Here is a 17,819-nt window from a genome sequence, read left to right as displayed (position 1 = left end):
GTTCGGTCGGGCCCCGTGGCCTCCGGCGCGACCGAGGACTGCCTTGGATTACTCGTCTTACCGACCGCCGGACTCCGGTTCCCGACCGTCGCGGTAAGCTGCCCCGTCGTGTCAATAGTTACCACATCACAATGCCCGTCGCCGAACAAGGGGACGGACGCGATGACACGAAAGCAAACCGACGACGACGTCACGTCCAGCGGCGGCGGCTTCGGCGCGTTCCGCCGCAGACCGGTGCTGCTGGCGCTCGGGGCGGGATCGTCGATCGGGCTGGCGAGCCAGTACGGGCGGGCGAACGTCCAGGAGGACGGCGAGGGCGATGGGGGCGGGACCGATGGCGACGGGGCGACGACCGGGGAGCGATGTGCTCCCTGCCTCGATCGATACTCCGGCTACCTGCGGGTCGCCGAGTCGGAGGGTGACGGGGGCGAACCGGAGGACGTCGCCCCCGTCGTGACGGTGGAGATGCGCGTGGACGACGCCGACGTCGTCTTTCGGGGCCGACCCGAACCGGACGCCGGCACCGAAGCCCCGACGGCCGGGACGCCGTCAGGAACCGAGGTGACGACCGAAACGGGCTCGCCCCCGCCGACCGGGGAGGCGGACGTCGGGACGCCGTCGGACGGGACGGCCACCGTGACCCCGTCGATGGAGGGCGACGAGGGGGTCCCGGACTTCTACTTCGACCCGGTCGGCATCAGCCTCCAGCCCGGCGACACGGTCGAGTTCGTGACGGTCGAGGACATCCACACGGTCACCGCGTACCACCCGCGCTTCTTCGGTTTCCAACGGCGGGTCCCGGAGGGCGTCCCCGGGTTCTCCTCGCCGCCGGTTCTGGAGGGCGACTCCTGGTACTACCGGTTCGAGGAACCCGGCGTGTACGACATGCTGTGTCTCCCACACGACGGACTCGGGATGGTGGTACGGGCGGTCGTCGCCGGCGAGGGGTCGGAGGACCCGCCGGAGGCGTATCCGGAACGTCCTCCGGAGGAGTCCGGCGTCTCCCCCATCAATCAGCGGGTGCTGAACGCGCCGGAACTCGACCCCGGGAACGTCCTCGCGGCGGGGACCGTCGCGTGGACCGACCTGACGGACGTGGCGTCGGGCCGCCGGGCGGCCACCGAGCGACGGCGGGGAAGGGGGACCTAATCCGCGGAGACGCCGAACTTCGCGGCGTCCTCCCCGGGCGCCGGCGACGTCGCGACCGACGCGCCGACCGTCACGACGAACCCGAGAAGCATGCACCAGAGCGCGAAGTCCCACGTGAGGTAGGTCGGGGGGAGCGGGAGGAACACGTGCGCGAGGTAGACGACCTGTCCGACGACCACGCCGGCGGTCAGTCCCGTGCGCGTCACCCCGGGCCAGTAGAGCGCGAGCACGACCGGAATCGTCAACTGGGCGTACCCGCCGAAGGCGGTGTCCCCGAGCGTGACGAGGAAGTCGAGCCCCGTGCCGGCGCCCGAGACGAGCGACGCGAGGAACGTGAGCCCCGCGAAGGCCGCGACGCCCACGCGCCCGACCCACCCCTCCCGGGCCGCCGAGGCGTCGGGGGCGACGAACGGGCGGTAGACGTCGCGGGTGAAGTAGGACGCGCCCGAGAGCAGCATCGAGTCCGAGGAGGACATCATCGCCGCCATCGCGCCCGCGACGACCAGCGCCGCGAACCAGACGGGGGTGTACTCTCGCAGCAGCACGGGGACGACGTTGCTCCCGTCCGGCACCGCGACGCCGAGCCCCGCCGCCCACGTGCCGAGGAGGAACGTCGGGACGAAAAGCAGCAGGACGAGCACGGGCCAGAGCGCGAACGAGCGCTTCAGCGTGGCGGCGTCCTTCGCGACGAAGAAGCGCTGGTTCACCTGCGGGAACATCGTCACGCCGAAGGCGATGACCACCGCCGTCGAGAGCACGTACTGGGGGGTGTACAGGCCGCCGCCGAGCGCGAGGAACTCGGGTTCGTTCGTCGCCAGCGCCGTGGAGACCGAGCCGAACCCGCCCGCCGCCGAGAGAACCCAGGCGACGGCGAGCCAGACGACCCCGAGCATGAACAGCCCCTGGACGGTGTCGGTCCAGGCGACCCCGCGCATCCCCGCGAGCCCGACGTACAGCACCATGAAGGCCGTGATGAGCGCCGCGCCGGCCCAGTAGGGGACCGCGCCGTCGGTGAGGCCGACGACCGCCTGGCCGGCGCCGACCTGCTGGAGCATCACGTACGGGAACAGCCACGCGAGCCCGATGCCGGCCACGAGCCCGCGGAGGAGCCGGGAGCCGAACCGGTCCCCGAGCATCTCCCCGAGCGTCACGTAGCCGTGTTCCTTCCCGACGAGCCACTGCTTGTAGCCGACGACGTACCACAGGACCGCGAACAGCACGCCGTCCATCAGCCCCATCACGAGGATCCACTCGGGGCCGGCCGAATAGGCGACGTTGGGGCCGCCGAAGAAGGTGAACGCCGACAGCAGCGTCGCGAACGTCGTGAACAGCAGCACGACCGTCCCCATCGACCTGCTCGCGAGGTAGTAGTCCTCGGCGGTCCGGTCCGTGAGCCGATAGGCCAGCAATCCCACCGCGAGCGCGACGCCCAGGTAGCCGACGACCACCCCGAGCGGGACGGCGAGTTCAGCCATGCCGGATCGCCTCCGCGTCGATCCAGCGGTCCCACGCCCCGCGCGTGAACCCGTAGAACGTCGCCGACGCCAGTGCCATCCAGCCGACGTGCCACCAGAGCCACACCGGGAGCCCCGCGACCGTCGTCGCGTCACGCCACAGGAACCAGGGCACCGCCAGCGCGACGAGCGTCGCGAGGGCGAGCCCCCAGAGGTAATCCGTCCACGTTCGCGTCATCGAAGGCCGATCGTAGCCGCGTGTCCTAAACCTTACTATTGCAGCCAGCAAAGGGGGGCATTGAAGAATTATTTTCTTCGACGCGGCTCGACCTGCCGCCGGAAACGGACCGGATCGTCTCCCGGCCCGCGTAACACCGGCTTTATGCGCCGCACGGCCGGACGGTGGGGCGATGGAGTACGTACAGGAGCGGGTCGCGACCCTCCACGACTTCCGGGAGGACGCGCGGGACGCGGCCGCCGCCCCGCCGGCGCCCGTGGACCGGGCCGCGGTCGTCGTGCCGATGACCGAGCGGGAGTACGAGGGGCTCGCCGCCGAACGCGTCCTCGCGGAACTGGAGGCGCTCGCGCCCGCCCGGGTCGTCGTCCCGCTCCGGGCCTCGCCGGAGCGGGTCGGTGACGTGCGGGCGTGGCTCGAGGGCTTCGACCTCCCGCTGGAGGTCGTCTGGTGTGACGGCCCCCGGCTCGGGGAGCTTCTCGCGGACGAGGGCGTGAACGGGGAGCGGGGGAAGGGACGGGACGTCTGGCTCGCGCTCGGCCGGGCGCTGGAGGAGGAGTACGTCGTCCTCCACGACGCTGACACCACCTCCTACTCGCGGGCGTACGTCCGCCGCCTGCTGTTCCCGCTCGCGCACGGCTTCGACTTCTCGAAGGGCTACTACGCCCGGGTCGAGGACGGGAAGCTGTACGGCCGGCTGTTTCGACTGTTCTACGCGCCGCTCGTACGGGCGCTCCGGGACGCCCACGCGGATCCGCTGCTCGCGTACCTCGACTCGTTCCGTTACGCGCTCGCCGGCGAGTTCGCGACGACGAGCGAGGTGGCCGCCTCCCTCCGCGTCCAGCGGGGGTGGGGGCTGGAGGTCGGCACCCTCGCAGACGCGTTCCGGGCGGTCGGCTTCGAGGGATCCGCGCAGGTGGACCTCGGGAGCTACGCCCACGACCACCGGGCGGTCTCCGGACCGACGGGGCTCTCGGACATGAGCCGGTCGGTGGGCGCCGCGCTGCTCCGGGCGGTCGAGGAGCGCGGGGTGGAACCCGACTACGCGACGCTCCCGGACCGCTACCGCGAGGCGGCCGGGTCGTTCCTCCGGGCGTACGCGGCGGACGCGGCGTTCAACGGCTTCGAGTACGACCTCGAGGACGAGCGCGCGCAGGTGCACACCTACGCCGACGCCGTCGGTCCGCCCGGCGAGGACACCCGGCTCCCCCCGTGGCGGGACGCGCCGGTGGACCGGGACGAGGCGTTCGACGCGGCGGCGGAGGACCTCACCGCGGCGGCGGAGGGGGGCGTTTCGACCGACTCCGACGCCTGAGGCGAGTCTCGCGTCCGAGCGGCGTCGACCACCCGGTCGACGACCGACGGAGGGGGCCGACCGGCGGTCCGGTCGACGCACGGGGCGGAGTCGACTACAACGTTCAAGGGCGACGCCCGCGCAGTGGCCCCATGGACCTCGACGGGGTTCGCAGGCACGCGCCGGTGACGGTCTCGGACGCGGAGCGACGAGCGGCGGTGCTCGCCCCCGTCGTCGACCGCGACGGCGAGGACCATGTCCTGTTCACGAAGCGGGCCGAACACCTCAGCAGCCACCCGGGCCAGATGAGCTTTCCCGGCGGCGGCGTCGAGTCGGCGGACGAGGACCTCCGTGCGACGGCGCTGCGCGAGGCCGAGGAGGAGATCGGACTCCGGCCGACGGAGGTCGACGTGGTCGGCCGCCTCGACGACGTGCCGACGACCTCCGAGTTCGCGGTGACGCCGTTCGTCGGCACGGTGCCGGACCGGACCTACCTGCCGAACGACGGCGAGGTCGCCGAGATCGCGGTGCTCGCGGTCTCGGACCTCACGGACCTCTCGAACTACGAGTCGGAGCGCCGGGACCACAGCCACTACGGCGAGGTGCGACTCCACTTCTTCCACGTCGACGGCTACACCGTCTGGGGCGCGACCGGCCGCATGCTCGTCCAGTTGCTCGAACTGACGACCGACTGGCGGATGCCCGAGGAGGTCGACCGCGTCGTCGACCCCGACGCCGACTACCCGCTATAGGGACGCCGATCGTCCGCTCCGGGGACGCCGACAGCGCGCTACAGGTAGCTGACGACCACCAGCGCGCCGAAGAAGAGGGCGAGAAACCCGACGAGCACGAGCACCGTCCGGAGGCGGTCGGACTCCACGAACCCGTCGCCGGGTCTGCCGGCGCCCCTCCCGTCACCGCCGATGATCGGACCGATGTCCATGTCCCGTTCGAACGAGCCCCCGATACATACCTGTTGGGTGAACGTGGGTTCCGTTCGACACGCCGATCCCGTCCTACACGTAACTCAGGACGACCAGCACGAGGAAGAAGGAGCCGAGCATGGCGAGGAGGACGAGGATGGAGGCGAGCCGGCTCGACTGGACGACGTCGCGGCCGCCGTCCTCCTCGGCGGTGAGTCGCTCGCCGAGGACGTTGCTGATGTCCATGTCGGCCGGTCGTCCCGCGCCGCCAAATAGCCGTCGTCGGTCGAGCGTGACCCGCGGAACCGAAAAAACCGCCCGGGCGGCCGCGGTCGACTACTTCAGCACGGCTTCGGCCATCCGCTGGGGGAAGCCGACGACGAGCTGGATCAGCCCCTGCGCCTCGTCGTCGCCGCGGAGGTACGACCGGAGCCGCTGGGAGAACATCTCGACGGAGATGATGAGGATCATGATGACGAGGATGGTCGCCATCATGTTCGTGAACGCGAACAGCCCCTGCTGGACCGAGAGGATCTGTCCGAGCCCCCCGCCGCCGATGATGCCGAGCGTGACCGCGATGCGGACGTTGATCTCGAAGATGTACAGCGTCCACGCGATGAACGGCGTCGTCACCTGCGAGAGCATCCCGAAGACGATGGTCTGGGGCTTGTCGGCGCCCGTCGTCTCCATCGCCTCGATGGGGCCGTCCTCGATCTCCTCCAGTTCGTCGGTGTACAGCCGGCCGAGGTTTCCGATGGTGTCGGTCGCGATCGCGAGCGTCGCAGTCGTCGGCCCGATGCCGCCGAGGGGGACGTAGATGAGCGCCCACACGAGCGCCGGGATGGCACGGATGGAGGACATCACGCCGCGGAAGAGGAAGTTGAACGGGAACGGGAGCACCCGTTCGGAGCCGAGGATGCCGAACGCGAGCGCGAGCGGGAAGCCCATGACGGTGCCGGCGATGGCCATCGAGAGGGTGACGCCGGCCTCGCCAAGGATGCCGAGCGGCCCCCCGGGGCCGGTCAGGAGGACGATCGGGTACTCCAGGAAGCCCCCCGCCTCCGCGAAGAACTCGGAGTCGTAGATGAGGTTCCGCTCCTGCATGAACGCCCAGTACTCGAGAAAGCCCCTCGGGTCGAACCAGACGAACGGGAAGCCGTCGACGGAGACGATGAACGGGAAGAAGTCGCCGAGCGCCTCGACGAAGGTCCCCACGTACTGGGACATCTCCGCCTCGAACCACTCGACGGCCTGCAGGGCCTTGTAGAACAGGTAGCCGACGACGACGAACAGCATCGCGTAGCCCGCGGCGCGGACCCGCCGCGCGAAGACGATGTCCTCGAACCGCTCGCGGACGCGCGGGTCCACGCCGTCGGTCGCGCCGCCGTCGGTTCTCGCGTCCGGGGACCCGTCCGACTCCGGGGCGTCGGCCCCGTCCTCGGGGGTCGGGCCGTCGCCGTTCATGCGACGGCCTCCTCGTCGTCCGTCGCGTCCTCGGCCTCGAACATGCCCTCCGTGTCGATGTCGCCGTAGATGCGGTCGATGACGTCCATGGAGAACTCGTCCCGGTAGCCGTCGAACACCTTCTCGCCGTCCCGGAGGCCGATGAACCGCTGGCCGAACTTCCTGGCGAGGTTCACCTGGTGGAGGCTGATGAGCGCGGTGAGGCCGCGCTCCTCGGCGGCCGTCCGCAGGTACCCCATCACCTGCTGGGAGCTCCCCGGGTCGAGGCTCGCGACCGGTTCGTCGGCGAGCATGATGTTCGGGTTCTGGACCAGCGCCCGCGCGATGCCGACGCGCTGCTGCTGGCCGCCGGACATGCGTCGGGCGGTCTGCTGGGCCTCGTCCAGCAGCCCGACCGTGTCGAGCGCCTCCAGCGCCTGGTACTTGTCCTCGCGATCCTGGAACTGGAGGAGGCTCTCGAAGAACCCGGTCCGGTTCAGCGACCCGGTGAGCGCGTTGGAGAAGGCGGTCATCTGGCCGATGATGTTGTGCTGCTGGAAGATCATCGCCACGTCGGCGCGCGGCCCGGTCACCTCCTCGCCGTCCACCGTGACCGTTCCCTCGGTCGGCGCCGCCAGCCCGTTCATACACCGGAGAAGCGTGGACTTCCCGGACCCGGAGACGCCGAGCACGATGACGAACTCGCCGTCCGGTATCTCGAACGAGACGTCGTCGAGCGCGACGGTCTCGCCGAACGTCTTCGTCACCCCGTCGACAGTAATGCGGCTCATTTAGCCTCGAAAATGGGTATGATGGACCGTCAGGAAAGGTCTTCGAACTCGAGCCCGAGCTCGTCCATCACGTCGGCGATCGGCTGGTAGTCGTCGAAGCTACCCTCGTTGACGCCGGTGAACCAGAGCGGCTCGCCGTCGTAGTCGTCGCCGTGCGAGAGGTCCTCCTCGGTGACGTTCAGGATGGCCTCCTCGATCTCGGCCTTGACGGGGCTGTCCCAGTTGCTCCGGGTCACGAGGGGAGCGCGCGGGATCGGGTCGGAGACGGCGAGCAGGTCGAGCTCGACGCCCTCCTCCTCGATGGCGCTGCCGGCGTTCTCGTACTCGGCGGAGATCTCCACGAACGTCTCGGACTCGGCCTCGAAGTCGGACTGCGGGACGTACGGCGCCGAGGAGAAGGCGCCCGTGCCGGCGGCCGCGACGTCCCCGCGGTTCACCATCTGCTCGCGCGCGGTCGTGTGGTCGGAGTAGGCGGCCTCGAAGTCCACGGCGTCGCCGTCGGGCGCGTTGCCGACGTCGAGCCCGGCCTGCTTCAGCATCACGAGCGGCACGAGGGTGCCGGACACGGAGAGGATGTCGCCGAGGTTGACCTGCTCGCCCTCGAGGTCGCTCAGCGACTCGTACTCGCTGTCGGCCATCGTCGTGATCGTCGAGAAGTACTGGGCCGCGCCGTAGGCGACGCGGATGCCGACGACGTCGACGACGCCCTCGCCCGCGATGACCGCCGAGGGGGAGATGTCCGCGATCTCGCCCTGGTCGTTGCGCATCGACTGCAGGGTCGCGGTGTAGCTCTCCGCGCGGTCGCTCTCGATCTCGACGTCGACCTCGGACTCGAGGTACTCGAACATCGGCTGGTACTGCTGTTCGATCTCGACGTCGGCCTCGGCGGGGTTCAGGATGAACTGCGCCTCGGCGGTGCTCTCGACCTGGCTGGTCGTCTCGCCGTTTCCGGAGTCGTCGCCGTTTCCGGAGTCGTCGCCGTTGCCGGAGTCGTCGCCGTTGCCGGAGTCGCCGCCGTTCCCGCCGTCCTCGCCACCGGTACAGCCAGCGAGGCCCGCGATTCCGGCCGCTCCAGTCGTTTTGAGGAAGGTGCGCCGATTAGCCGACCACCGGTTGTGGGGCATGGACGGAGCAAACCCTTCATCGGTTTTATATCTTGATATGTGTGGTCGTTCTGGCTACATAGATTCCGCGGAACTACGGAGACGAGTGCCCGACTCCCCCCCGCGTCGCGTCGCCGGCGAACCGCCGTCAGACGCGGCGAGTCCGCCGGAACGGGGTGTTTCGGGATCATGAGTGCCGAGTCGAACGGCGCCTCCGGTCCGCCCGCCGGCCGTCGATTCTGTCGCGGACGCCACGCTTATACGGGAGACCCGATTCGGTTGCACCATGGCCGCACAGGCGATGGATCGCGTTCCGCGACCGTTCTGACCGTTCCTGCCGGATGAACCGGGAACTCACGACCGACAGCGACGCCCAGGGGGGGAGCGACCGATGAGAACCGTCACGGGGAGCGACGGGAGCGTCGCCGCGCGGACGGGACTCGACGGGGTGGCGCTCAAGCCGACCGAGTGCGACGTCGGGGTCGCGGCGGACCTCCCGTACGACCTCGTCTGCGTCGACTACGAGGGCCGGGACGCCCTCCCGGCGTTCGACCGCCTCGCGGACCTGATCGGCGAGCGGGAGGTCCGACTCACCACGCCGGTTCGGGCGGACGGCTTCGACCCACACGGCGACGACTCGCTCGCCCGGAGGCTCCCCGCGGGCGTCCGGCGGGTGCTCGTCGCCGGCCACGCCGCCTACCTCACCGACCGCGAGGCGGCGCGGGCGGTCGCCCCGCGACTCGGCGACGCGGTGGAGGCCGCCGCCGACCCCTGGGTCGGCACCGAGGGCGTCGAGCGAGTCGCGCTCGCGGCCGGCGGCACCCAGTACGAACTCCTCTCGCGCTCGACCGAGCGTGACCTCCGCGCGCTGCGGGCCGCCGGCTTCGACGGCGACCTGGCGGTGTACGCCCCGACGGTCCCCTCCGACGACGAGGACGCCGTGCTCGACGCCGTGGGGGCCTACGCCGCCCGCCGGAACCCGGTCCGCCGGGCGCTCCCGGAGGACGCGGCGACCGACTCGACCGCACGGGGGCGGGCCCGCGAGGTGCTCTCGAAGGCGGTTCGGGACTTCGCGCTGGTCGGCGACGCCGACGCGATCGGCGAGCGCGTGGGGGCGCTGAAGGACGCCGGCGCCGACCACGTCGTCGGCTATCCGGCCGCGGGCGTCGAGACGCTTCGGTAGGGCGTCCGGTTCCCGCGGTCGCTCCGTCCCGGTCCACGGATCGCTACCCGACCGGCTAAGTGGCTTCCCGCGGACCCGGGGGTATGCGACTCCTGCACGAGCAGACGACGACCGGCGCGGGCGACCTGTTCGACGGCGAGGTCGAGGTCGCGGTGCTCCCGACCGGTTCGGTCGAACAGCACGGTCCGGCGCTCCCGCTCGGCACCGACTTCCTCGCGGCCGAGGCCGTCGCCCGGGGGATCGACCGCGAGGACGTGGCCGTCCTCCCGACCGTCCCGGTCGGGGTGTCCACGCACCACCGCCAGTTCGACGGGACGCTCTGGGCCGACCCGGAGACGTTCGAGGACTACGTCGGCGAGATACTCGCGTCGATGGCGAGCCACGGCGTCCGGAAGGCGGTCGTCGTCAACGGCCACGGCGGCAACGTCGACGCGCTCTCGCGGTGCGCCCGACGGCTCCGGACCGATCGGCTCGCGTTCGCCGCGCCCTGGAACTGGTGGTCGAGCCTCGACGGCCTCGACGAGGAACTGTTCGGTCAGTCCGACATCGGCCACGCCGACGGGATGGAGACGTCGATGGTCGCCCACCTCGCCGGGGACCTCGTCCGCGAGGCGGCGCTCGAGGAGGCGGAGGCCGGGGCGGCCGACTCGTGGGGGCGGTCGGTCCACGGCGCCGAGGTCGGCTTCGACGTAACCGACTTCTCCGAGTCCGGCGTGGCCGGCCGGCCGACCGACGGGAGCGCCGAGAAGGGACGGAAGCTGTACGAGCAGGCGGTGAGCGAACTCGACGCGCTCGTCGGCTGGCTCACGGAGCAGCCGTTCGACGCGCTCCTGCCAGAACCTCATCGATGAGGGAACGACGGACGGGAAGGCGGTCGGTGATGGTTCGATGGACGGGAAGGCGCCCGACGATGGCGCGATGGACGACGGTGCGACGATGAGGGTCGCGGTCGTCGGCGCGGGCGCGGTGGGGCTCACCGCCGCCCGCGACCTCGCGGCGAGCGGGGCGGCGGTGACGGTCCACGACCGGGGGGAGCCGGGCTCCGGCGCCTCGGGTCGCGCGGCCGGCGTGCTCTACGACGCCTACGCAGAGGACGTGGACGCACGGCTCGGCGCGAGGGCGATGGAGCGCTTCCGCGCGCTCTCCGGGACCCGAGGGTTCGAGTTCAACGAGTGCCCGTACGTGATGCTCGCTCGCGCGGGGGACGCCGAGCTCGCGGAGGCCATCGGTGCCAGCGCCGAGCGGATGCGGTCGCACGGCCGACCAGTCGAGACGGTCGCTCCCGCGGACCTCGGGGACCGCTTCCCCGCGCTCCGAAGCGACGACGTCGCCGCCGCGGCCGTCGCGACCAACGCCGGCTGGACGGATCCCGGTTCGTACGTGGAGGCGATGCTCGGGCTAGCACGGGAAGCCGGGGCCGAGATCCGGGCGAACGAACCCGTCGCCGTCGACCCCGGCGGGCCGGGAGTCGTCGCGTGCACCCCGTCGGCGTCCCCGACGGACGAGTACGACGCCGTCCTCGTGGCCGCGGGCGCACACACGAAGGAGGTGCTCGCCGACGCCGGCATCCCGGTCCCGTTGAAGTCGTACCGCGTGCAGGCGCTCACCTCCCGCGCCGCCTACGACGGCCCGATGTGCTACGACGCCTCCGCGGGCGTCTACTTCCGGCCGCACCCGACCGGGTTGCTGGGCGGCGACGGCACCGTCCCCGAGGAGGCGGACCCGGACGACTGGGACCGGGGGGCCGACGACTGGTTCCGGGCGGACCTCGGCGACGCGCTGGGTCGCCGTGCGTCCCACGAACCGGTCGTCGAGCGGGCCTGGGCCGGGCTCTGTACGGCGACGCCGGACGGCGACCCGCTGCTGGGCGAGATACGCGAGGGCGTCTACGTCGCCGCGGGGTGGCAGGGCCACGGGTTCATGCGCGCGCCGGCGACCGGCGAGGCGATCGCCGACTGGATCCTCGGGGAGTCGGCGGGGATCGACCCGTTCGACCCGGCGCGGTTCACGGGCGAGGAGGAGTTCGAGATCCGCGAGGGGATGGCCGTCGAGACGGGGGGCGACCGTCCGTAGCTACTCCTCGTCGGACTCGCCGTCGGCCGACTCCTCGTACTCGTCGGGACCTTCGAACTCCTCGGGGCCCTCGTCCCCGTCGGACCCGCCGGACTCCTCGAGGGTTTCGGACTCGTCCTCGGGTTCGCCCATCCCGACCGCCTCGCCGACCGGTTTCTCCCACTCCTCGTCCGTCTCGCTCGCCTCCTCGCCCGCCGAGTCGACCCGTTCGTCCTCCCGGGGCCCGGCTTCCTCCTCGGCGTCGATGGCGACCGTAGTTCCGCCCTCAGCCTCCCGCTTCGGAACGCGCACGCGGAGCGTCCCGTGGTCGGTCAGCGTCGCCGACGCGGCGGAGGCGTCGACGGAGGCGTGAGGGGGTAGTTCCGCCCGGCCGTCGAGCGCCAGCCCCCGGCCGGGGAACCGCATCTCGAACCCCTCGCGGAAGTCCCGGAAGCGGTCGACGCGCACCTCGACGGCGCCCTCGTGGAACCGGACCTGCACGTCGCTCCGGGTCGCGCCGGGCGCGTCGAACACGACGAGGTAGGCGTCGGCGCTCTCGAGGAGGTCGTACGGGAGCGGGGTGCGCTCCTGGACCTTCCCCATCCCGCGGCCGATCCGGTCGACGACCGTCGAGACGGCCGACCTGCCGACCGACTTCAGGCCGCTCGCACGGTCCCCACGGCCGGTCATAGCTCGATGACCTCGAGACAGTCCGTGCCGCCACACATCGGACACGAGAGGTCCGCGACCGTGTGGTCCTCGGCGACGTCGTAGGTGTAGTGGTTCTCGAACATGTCCAGTTCGCAGTCCGAACTCGTGCACTTGACCTCCTTCGTGGCTGGCATGGACGGCGATAGGGGCGGGCAGGGCATAAACGACGTGGGGGTGGAGGGTGACGCGGCGTTCGGTCCCCGGAAGGCCCTCCGGCGCTCGGCTCCCGAGTCGGTTCGGTCGTCGCGGCGCAGTGCTCGAAAGTCCCCGTGGCTGTCGGTTCCGAGGTCGGGCCAGTCGCGGGGCGTTCCTCGAAAGCCCCCGCGGCCGTCGACCCGGGGGACCGCGCCTGCGCTCCTCGCGCTCCCTACGGTCGCGCTCCGGTGCTCGTCCCTCGCGCGCGTCGTGCTCGCTTCGCGGGACTCGCTGCGCTCGACCCGCGTGCTCTCGTTCGCTTCGCTCACGAGAGCCCCACGAGGGGGCTCGCGTCGCGCGCCGGTCGCGGAGACCGCACGTCTTTAGCCCCTCGCGCGCCCACGCCCTCACATGACCGCGCCCGCTCCCACGGACCTCTCGGTCACCATCGTCGACGGCTACGTGGACGAGCCGGCGCACTTCGGCGTCCCGCCGTACGTCTCGACGTACCCCCGGTTCACCGCCGGGGCGCTCGTCGACGCGGGCGTCCCCGAGTCGAACGTCACCTACCACACCGTCGACGAACTCCGGGACGACCGCCGGAAGTGGGCGGACGTCGCCGACGCGGACCTGCTGGTCTACGTCGGGGGGATGACCGTCCCCGGGAAGTACGTCGGCGGCACCCCCGCCGAACCCGACGAGGTACGGGAGCTCGCCTGGACCGCGGACGGCGTCACCCTGCTGGGCGGCCCGGTCCGCTTCGGCGTCGGCGAGGAGAACGCCGGCGCACAGGAGATGGAGCGGGACGACCTCGACTACGACTTCGTCGCGATGGGCGACGTGGAGGCCGCGGCCTACGACCTCGTCGGGAACGGACTGGAGGGGTTCGGCAACCGGATTCGCGAGTACGACGAGGTGTCCCGCTGGTCGAGCCTCGGGGCGTTCGTCGTCGAGCAGCACCCGAACCACCCGGACTACCTCATCGCGGAACTGGAGACGTCCCGCGGCTGCGCGTACCGCTGCTCGTTCTGCACGGAACCGCTGTACGGCGACCCCGACTTCCGGACGGCCCCCGACGTCGTCTCGGAGGTCGACGCGCTCTCGGACCACGGCGTCGCCCACTTCCGACTCGGCCGGCAGGCGGACATCCTCGCGTTCGGCGGCGACGGCGAGGCGCCGAACCCGGACGCGCTCCGACAGCTCTACGCCGGCATCCGCGAGGTGGCGCCCGGCCTGGAGACGCTCCACCTCGACAACATGAACCCCGTCACCATCACGGACCATCCCGACGCGTCCCGCGAGGCGATCCGGATCATCGCCGAGCACGACACGGCCGGCGACACGGCCGCCTTCGGCCTCGAATCGGCCGACCCGGAGGTGCGCGAGCGGAACAACCTCCTCGTCTCGGCCGAGGAGTGTCTCGAGGCCGTCCGCGTGGTCAACGAGGAGGCCGGGTGGCGACCCGACGACGACCGCGGGACGCGACTGCCGAAGCTCCTCCCGGGAATCAACCTGGTCCACGGCCTCGAGGGCGAGACGGAGGACACCTTCGCGCACAACAGGGAGTTCCTGGACAGCGTGATGGAGGAGGGGCTGATGCTCCGCCGGGTGAACATCCGGCAGGTGATGGCGTTCGAGGGGACCGAGATGGCGGAGACCGGCGCCGACCTCGCGCGGGAACACAAGAAGGAGTTCCAGCGGTACAAGCGGGAGGTCCGGGAGACCGTCGATCGGCCGATGCTCGAGCGCGTCATGCCGTCCGGAACCGTGCTGCCGGACGTCCACCTCGAGTACCACGAGGACGGCACGACCTTCGGCAGACAGCTCGGCACCTACCCCATCCTCGTCGGCATCCCCGGCGAGCGGGAGCTCGGCCGGACCGTCGACGTGGCGGTCGTCGACTGGGGCTACCGTTCGGTGACGGGGGTACCGTACCCGCTCGACGCCAACGCCGCCCCGATGGACGAACTCACCGCCATCCCGGGGGTGGGCAAGGGGACCGCGGGGGACATCCTCGTGAACCGGCCGTACGACTCGACCGAGGAGGTCGCCGAGGCCGCGGGCGTGGAGGTTCCGGGGTACGTGACCGCCCGGACGCCCGGGCGGGCGGACTGACCGATGTACGTCGACCGGTTCTCCGTCCCCGTCGCCACCCGCGCGCCGACGGGGCAGACGAACGCGTACCTCGTGACCGGCGCCGGCTCGGAGGACGCCGGTCCGGAGAGCCTGCTGGTGGACCCGGCGGGACGGACCGACTCGCTGGACGCGGCGGTCCGGGAAAAGCCCGTGGCCCACGTCGCCGTCACGCACACACACCCCGACCACGTCGGCGCCGTCGCCGACTACGCCGCCGAAACGGGCGCCACCGTCTGGGCCCGCCGGTGTCGGGAAGGTCGGTTCGCCGAGGCGACCGGCGTCGAACCGGACCGCACCTTCCGCGAGGGCGACCGCGTCGGCCCGGCGGTCGTCCTCGCCACGCCGGGTCACGCGACCGACCACGTCGCCTTCGAGACGCCGCTCGGAACCCTCTCCGGCGACGTCGCCGTCGCGGAGGGGAGTGTCGTCGTCGGGGCGCCGGAGGGCGACGTCCGGGCGTACCTCACCTCGCTCCGCCGGTTGCACGCGCGCGACCCGACCGCGCTGTTCCCCGGCCACGGCCCGGTCGTCGACGACCCGCGGGCGACCTGCGAGCGACTCGTCGCCCACCGCCTCGACCGCGAGGCGAAGGTGCTCGCCGCGGTGCGGTCGGGCGCGGCCGACGTGGACGCCGTGCTGGACGCCGCCTACGACAAGGACCTCTCGGGCGTCCGGGACCTCGCCAGGGCGACCGTCGTCGCGCACCTCGAGAAACTGTCACGGGCCGGGCGCGTCCGGTACGACCGCGGGACCGGACGAGTTGCGCCGGCGTAACCGTCGGCGGCACCGGCGGGTCAGCACATGGCCTCGAGGGGGACGAGCACGTCCGCGTCGACGGAGAGCCAGCGGGTGAGGCGGTGCGCCTCGTCGACGTCGCGCGGGCTCACCGTACACCGGTCCGGACCCCCGTCGTACCGGACGACGACGGCCCGGAGGTCGGTCGGGACGTCGGGTTCGACGTCGATGCCGCGGTTGCGGGCCTCTGGCGTGCCAGCCATCAACGGTCGCTGGACTGCTTCCCACCTAACGCCTGCTAAGAGCCGTCCGTTCCCCTATTGAGTGGTCCCGAGGCCCGGAGCCGACGGGGTTTTCCCCGCGGCACCCCGACCCCGCGGCGTGCACTCGCTCGAAACCGAACTCGCCCGCGCGCGGGAACTCGACGAGGCCGAACTGGCCGACGCCGTCGAGACCATCGGGTTCGAGTGTACCAGGTGCGGCGCGTGCTGTAAGGCGGAGGCGGACGACCCCCACACCGCGACGGTGTTCCCCGACGAGGTTCGGGAACTGCAGGGGGGCGGCGATACGCGGGAAAGCGGTGACGTTCCGGGGGACGGCGGGGTCGAACGGAGCAGCGAGGCCGACTACGACTGGCGCGACGTCGCCCGCCCGATGCCGTACGGGCTGACGGACGGCCCGGACGGGCCCGAGGGCGAGACGTTCGAGTGGGCGCTCCAGACCGACGCCTGCGGCGACTGTACGTTCTACGAGGAGGGCGACGACGGGATGGGCGCCTGCACGGTCCACGAGGACCGGCCGCTCGTCTGCCGGACGTACCCGTTCAGCGTCGCGCTCGGCGGCACCGCACGGCCGATGGGCGATGCGGTGGACGAGGCCGGTATGGTCCGGGCACACGAGTGCGAGGGGCTCGGCCGCGACATCACTCGCGCCGACGCCGAGGAGCTCGCGGCCGCGCTGAAGGAGCGGTCGGTCCGCGAACTGGAGGAGGCGATCGCGGTCCGGGACGGCTACGAACCCGCGACTCCGGACCCCGGCGAGGTCGTCGTCCACGATTCGGAGGGCGCGAAGCGGCCGGACGGCAGGCCGCTCGACGCGCCGGCGGGCGGAGCACCGGCCGACGTTCCGGCGGAGGGGGACCGGTCGGACGCGCCGGGGACGACGGACGACCGTGGCGGCGCAGCGAGCGGCGGCGGTGGAGCCGACGCGGACCCGGGCGGGGACGGATCCGACCGGCGGTAGGTATTTGTCACCTCGCTCGTAGGTCCTAGCAGAGGTATATATCGTGAACATCTCCGACGAACTCCTCTGTCTGTTCAGCGCCGAAGTCCGCGAGAACGACGACCGTTACGTGATCGAAGTGCCGCGCCGCGAGATCGAGACCGGGAGCGTCGCCGCGGGCGACGTGTACCGGGTCGCGCTCATCTCGCAACGGGCCGACGCCGACGCCGGCGACGCCGGGAGTTCCGGCGGCGCGAAGGCGACCGGCTCCGGCGACGGACCGCAGCCGCCGGTCGAACCGGGCGAGATCCGGTACGTCGAGATCGAGGACCTGGGAAAGCAGGGCGACGGCATCGCGCGCGTCGAGCGCGGCTACGTCATCATCGTCCCCGGCGCCGAGGTCGGCGAGCGGGTGAAGATCGAGGTGACCGAGGTGAAGTCGAACTTCGCGGTCGGCGAGGTCATCGAGGGGTAGCCGCTTCGGGCCGAACTGTCGCCCGATCCGGGCCGAACGGTCGCCCTGCTCAGGTCGAGGAGTCGCCACGGACCTCGGCCGTCCAGTAGGAGACGGACGCGAGCGTCCGACCCAGCCGGGTCGCGCCGAGTTTCGTGTCAGTGCTCCGGCACGGGTCCGCGATCGAGTTGGGAACCTTCCGGTAGAAGCCGTACGGGAGCAGGAAGTCGTGGGCGTCGTTCGTGAGTCCGAGCCCCGCGTCCGCGAGGAGCCGCTCGACCTCGTCGTGGCCGTAGAGCCGCGACCCCATCGGGAGCGCCCAGTTGTACAGCACGCGCAGCGACGTCCCGTTGAAGGTGTCGAAGAACACCCGCCGTTTCGAGACGCGGGCCATCTCCGCGAGGAACTTCGCGGGCGTGTCCGCGAGGTGGAAAAAGCGCATCGCGAACACGGTGTCGAAGTGGTCGTCCGGGAACGGGAGGCGGGCGGCGTCGCCGCGCATGAACTCGATGTGGTCGCTCACGCCGGCGCGCCGGGCCTTCTCCCGGCCCTGCGAGAGCATCGCGTCGGAGATGTCGAGCCCCACGATGTCGGCGCCCCGCTCGGCGAGCATCGCGGTGAACCTGCCGGTCCCGCAGGCGATCTCGAGCACCCGCTCGTCCTCGACGGGCGCGACGGCCTCCAGCACCGCCTCCTTCTCCCGGCGGTCGATGAGCCTGCCGCCCCGCGAGAACCGCTTGGCGTCGTACTCCTCGGCGACCGAGTCCGCCTGGTACCACTCCTGCCCCTTCACGCTATCA

General features: G+C 71.5%; 21 protein-coding genes. 10 read left to right on the top strand and 11 right to left on the bottom strand.

Annotation, left to right across the window (positions count from 1 at the left end):
• Positions 1 to 162 precede the first annotated feature (162 nt).
• Positions 163 to 1,149, top strand: coding sequence for a cupredoxin domain-containing protein (locus HUG12_RS16680; RefSeq protein WP_179269862.1), 987 nt, complete (start codon positions 163 to 165; stop codon positions 1,147 to 1,149).
• Here the strand turns inward: HUG12_RS16680 and HUG12_RS16675 are convergent.
• Entirely contained in the window at positions 1,146 to 2,624 is a 1,479-nt protein-coding gene (locus HUG12_RS16675) for a sodium:solute symporter family protein (RefSeq protein ID WP_179269861.1), read from the bottom strand. The two genes, HUG12_RS16680 and HUG12_RS16675, sit on opposite strands and share 4 nt — an antisense overlap.
• A complete protein-coding gene (locus HUG12_RS16670) occupies positions 2,617 to 2,841 on the bottom strand; it encodes a DUF3311 domain-containing protein (protein WP_179269860.1) in 225 nt (74 codons plus the stop codon). Before HUG12_RS16670 ends, HUG12_RS16675 begins: the two co-directional genes overlap by 8 nt.
• A gap of 172 nt (positions 2,842 to 3,013) precedes the next feature.
• Between HUG12_RS16670 and HUG12_RS16665 the strand changes: the two genes are divergently transcribed.
• Both HUG12_RS16665 and HUG12_RS16660 read left to right on the top strand, forming a co-directional pair.
• Positions 3,014 to 4,153 (top strand): glycosyltransferase family protein, encoded by a 1,140-nt coding sequence (locus HUG12_RS16665; protein WP_179269859.1) that lies wholly within the window; start codon positions 3,014 to 3,016, stop codon positions 4,151 to 4,153.
• A gap of 131 nt (positions 4,154 to 4,284) precedes the next feature.
• Positions 4,285 to 4,884 (top strand): NUDIX hydrolase, encoded by a 600-nt coding sequence (locus tag HUG12_RS16660; RefSeq protein ID WP_179269858.1) that lies wholly within the window; start codon positions 4,285 to 4,287, stop codon positions 4,882 to 4,884.
• Positions 4,885 to 4,922: 38 nt separating this feature from the next.
• Here the strand turns inward: HUG12_RS16660 and HUG12_RS16655 are convergent, their stop codons facing one another.
• The 5 genes from HUG12_RS16655 to HUG12_RS16635 form a co-directional block, all read right to left on the bottom strand.
• A complete protein-coding gene (locus HUG12_RS16655; RefSeq protein ID WP_179269857.1) occupies positions 4,923 to 5,075 on the bottom strand; it encodes a hypothetical protein in 153 nt (50 codons plus the stop codon).
• A 73-nt stretch (positions 5,076 to 5,148) separates the two neighbouring features.
• Positions 5,149 to 5,301: a hypothetical protein gene (locus HUG12_RS16650; RefSeq protein WP_179269856.1), complete on the bottom strand. Its 153-nt coding sequence runs from the start codon at positions 5,299 to 5,301 to the stop codon at positions 5,149 to 5,151.
• Positions 5,302 to 5,391: 90 nt separating this feature from the next.
• Positions 5,392 to 6,519, bottom strand: coding sequence for a phosphonate ABC transporter, permease protein PhnE (gene phnE / locus HUG12_RS16645; protein WP_179269855.1), 1,128 nt, complete (start codon positions 6,517 to 6,519; stop codon positions 5,392 to 5,394).
• Positions 6,516 to 7,289, bottom strand: coding sequence for a phosphonate ABC transporter ATP-binding protein (gene phnC / locus HUG12_RS16640; protein ID WP_179269854.1), 774 nt, complete (start codon positions 7,287 to 7,289; stop codon positions 6,516 to 6,518). The genes phnE and phnC overlap by 4 nt, the downstream gene beginning before the upstream one ends.
• 29 nt (positions 7,290 to 7,318) lie before the next feature.
• A complete protein-coding gene (locus HUG12_RS16635) occupies positions 7,319 to 8,413 on the bottom strand; it encodes a PhnD/SsuA/transferrin family substrate-binding protein (protein WP_179269853.1) in 1,095 nt (364 codons plus the stop codon).
• Between the two features lie 370 nt (positions 8,414 to 8,783).
• On the opposite strand from HUG12_RS16635, the gene HUG12_RS16630 reads away from it, so the two are divergent.
• The 3 genes from HUG12_RS16630 to HUG12_RS16620 all read left to right on the top strand — a co-directional run bounded on the left by HUG12_RS16630 (position 8,784) and on the right by HUG12_RS16620 (position 11,648).
• Entirely contained in the window at positions 8,784 to 9,575 is a 792-nt protein-coding gene (locus HUG12_RS16630; RefSeq protein WP_179269852.1) for a DUF7388 family protein, read from the top strand.
• An 83-nt stretch (positions 9,576 to 9,658) separates the two neighbouring features.
• A complete protein-coding gene (locus HUG12_RS16625; RefSeq protein ID WP_179269851.1) occupies positions 9,659 to 10,426 on the top strand; it encodes a creatininase family protein in 768 nt (255 codons plus the stop codon).
• 37 nt (positions 10,427 to 10,463) lie between these two features.
• Positions 10,464 to 11,648, top strand: coding sequence for an NAD(P)/FAD-dependent oxidoreductase (locus HUG12_RS16620; RefSeq protein WP_246308073.1), 1,185 nt, complete (start codon positions 10,464 to 10,466; stop codon positions 11,646 to 11,648).
• On the opposite strand, the gene HUG12_RS16615 is transcribed toward HUG12_RS16620, so the two are convergent.
• Both HUG12_RS16615 and HUG12_RS16610 read right to left on the bottom strand, forming a co-directional pair.
• On the bottom strand, positions 11,649 to 12,317 hold the full coding sequence (locus tag HUG12_RS16615) for an Hsp20/alpha crystallin family protein (protein ID WP_179269850.1): 669 nt from the start codon (positions 12,315 to 12,317) through the stop codon (positions 11,649 to 11,651). It lies immediately after the preceding gene.
• Complete coding sequence (locus tag HUG12_RS16610) at positions 12,314 to 12,472, bottom strand: DUF7559 family protein (RefSeq protein ID WP_179269849.1); 159 nt, start codon at positions 12,470 to 12,472, stop codon at positions 12,314 to 12,316. Before HUG12_RS16610 ends, HUG12_RS16615 begins: the two co-directional genes overlap by 4 nt.
• Before the next feature lie 412 nt (positions 12,473 to 12,884).
• Here HUG12_RS16610 and HUG12_RS16605 point away from each other — a divergent pair, with 412 nt between their 5' ends.
• Together HUG12_RS16605 and HUG12_RS16600 are read left to right on the top strand one after the other, a co-directional pair.
• Positions 12,885 to 14,588 (top strand): radical SAM protein, encoded by a 1,704-nt coding sequence (locus tag HUG12_RS16605; protein WP_179269848.1) that lies wholly within the window; start codon positions 12,885 to 12,887, stop codon positions 14,586 to 14,588.
• Positions 14,589 to 14,591: 3 nt separating this feature from the next.
• Positions 14,592 to 15,383: an MBL fold metallo-hydrolase gene (locus HUG12_RS16600; protein ID WP_179269847.1), complete on the top strand. Its 792-nt coding sequence runs from the start codon at positions 14,592 to 14,594 to the stop codon at positions 15,381 to 15,383.
• Between the two features lie 20 nt (positions 15,384 to 15,403).
• On the opposite strand, the gene HUG12_RS16595 is transcribed toward HUG12_RS16600, so the two are convergent.
• Entirely contained in the window at positions 15,404 to 15,607 is a 204-nt protein-coding gene (locus tag HUG12_RS16595; RefSeq protein WP_179266821.1) for a DUF7511 domain-containing protein, read from the bottom strand.
• A 118-nt stretch (positions 15,608 to 15,725) separates the two neighbouring features.
• Here HUG12_RS16595 and HUG12_RS16590 point away from each other — a divergent pair, with 118 nt between their 5' ends.
• On the top strand, positions 15,726 to 16,586 hold the full coding sequence (locus tag HUG12_RS16590; protein ID WP_179269846.1) for a YkgJ family cysteine cluster protein: 861 nt from the start codon (positions 15,726 to 15,728) through the stop codon (positions 16,584 to 16,586).
• 43 nt (positions 16,587 to 16,629) lie between these two features.
• A complete protein-coding gene (locus HUG12_RS16585; protein ID WP_179269845.1) occupies positions 16,630 to 17,040 on the top strand; it encodes a TRAM domain-containing protein in 411 nt (136 codons plus the stop codon).
• 49 nt (positions 17,041 to 17,089) lie between these two features.
• On the opposite strand, the gene HUG12_RS16580 is transcribed toward HUG12_RS16585, so the two are convergent.
• On the bottom strand, positions 17,090 to 17,812 hold the full coding sequence (locus tag HUG12_RS16580) for a class I SAM-dependent methyltransferase (protein ID WP_179269844.1): 723 nt from the start codon (positions 17,810 to 17,812) through the stop codon (positions 17,090 to 17,092).
• Positions 17,813 to 17,819 lie beyond the last annotated feature (7 nt).

The sequence above is a fragment of the Halorarum salinum genome, assembly GCF_013402875.1.
GTDB classification, from domain to species: Archaea; Halobacteriota; Halobacteria; order Halobacteriales; family Haloferacaceae; genus Halorarum; species Halorarum salinum.
This window is presented reverse-complemented; position numbering and strand designations above follow the sequence as displayed.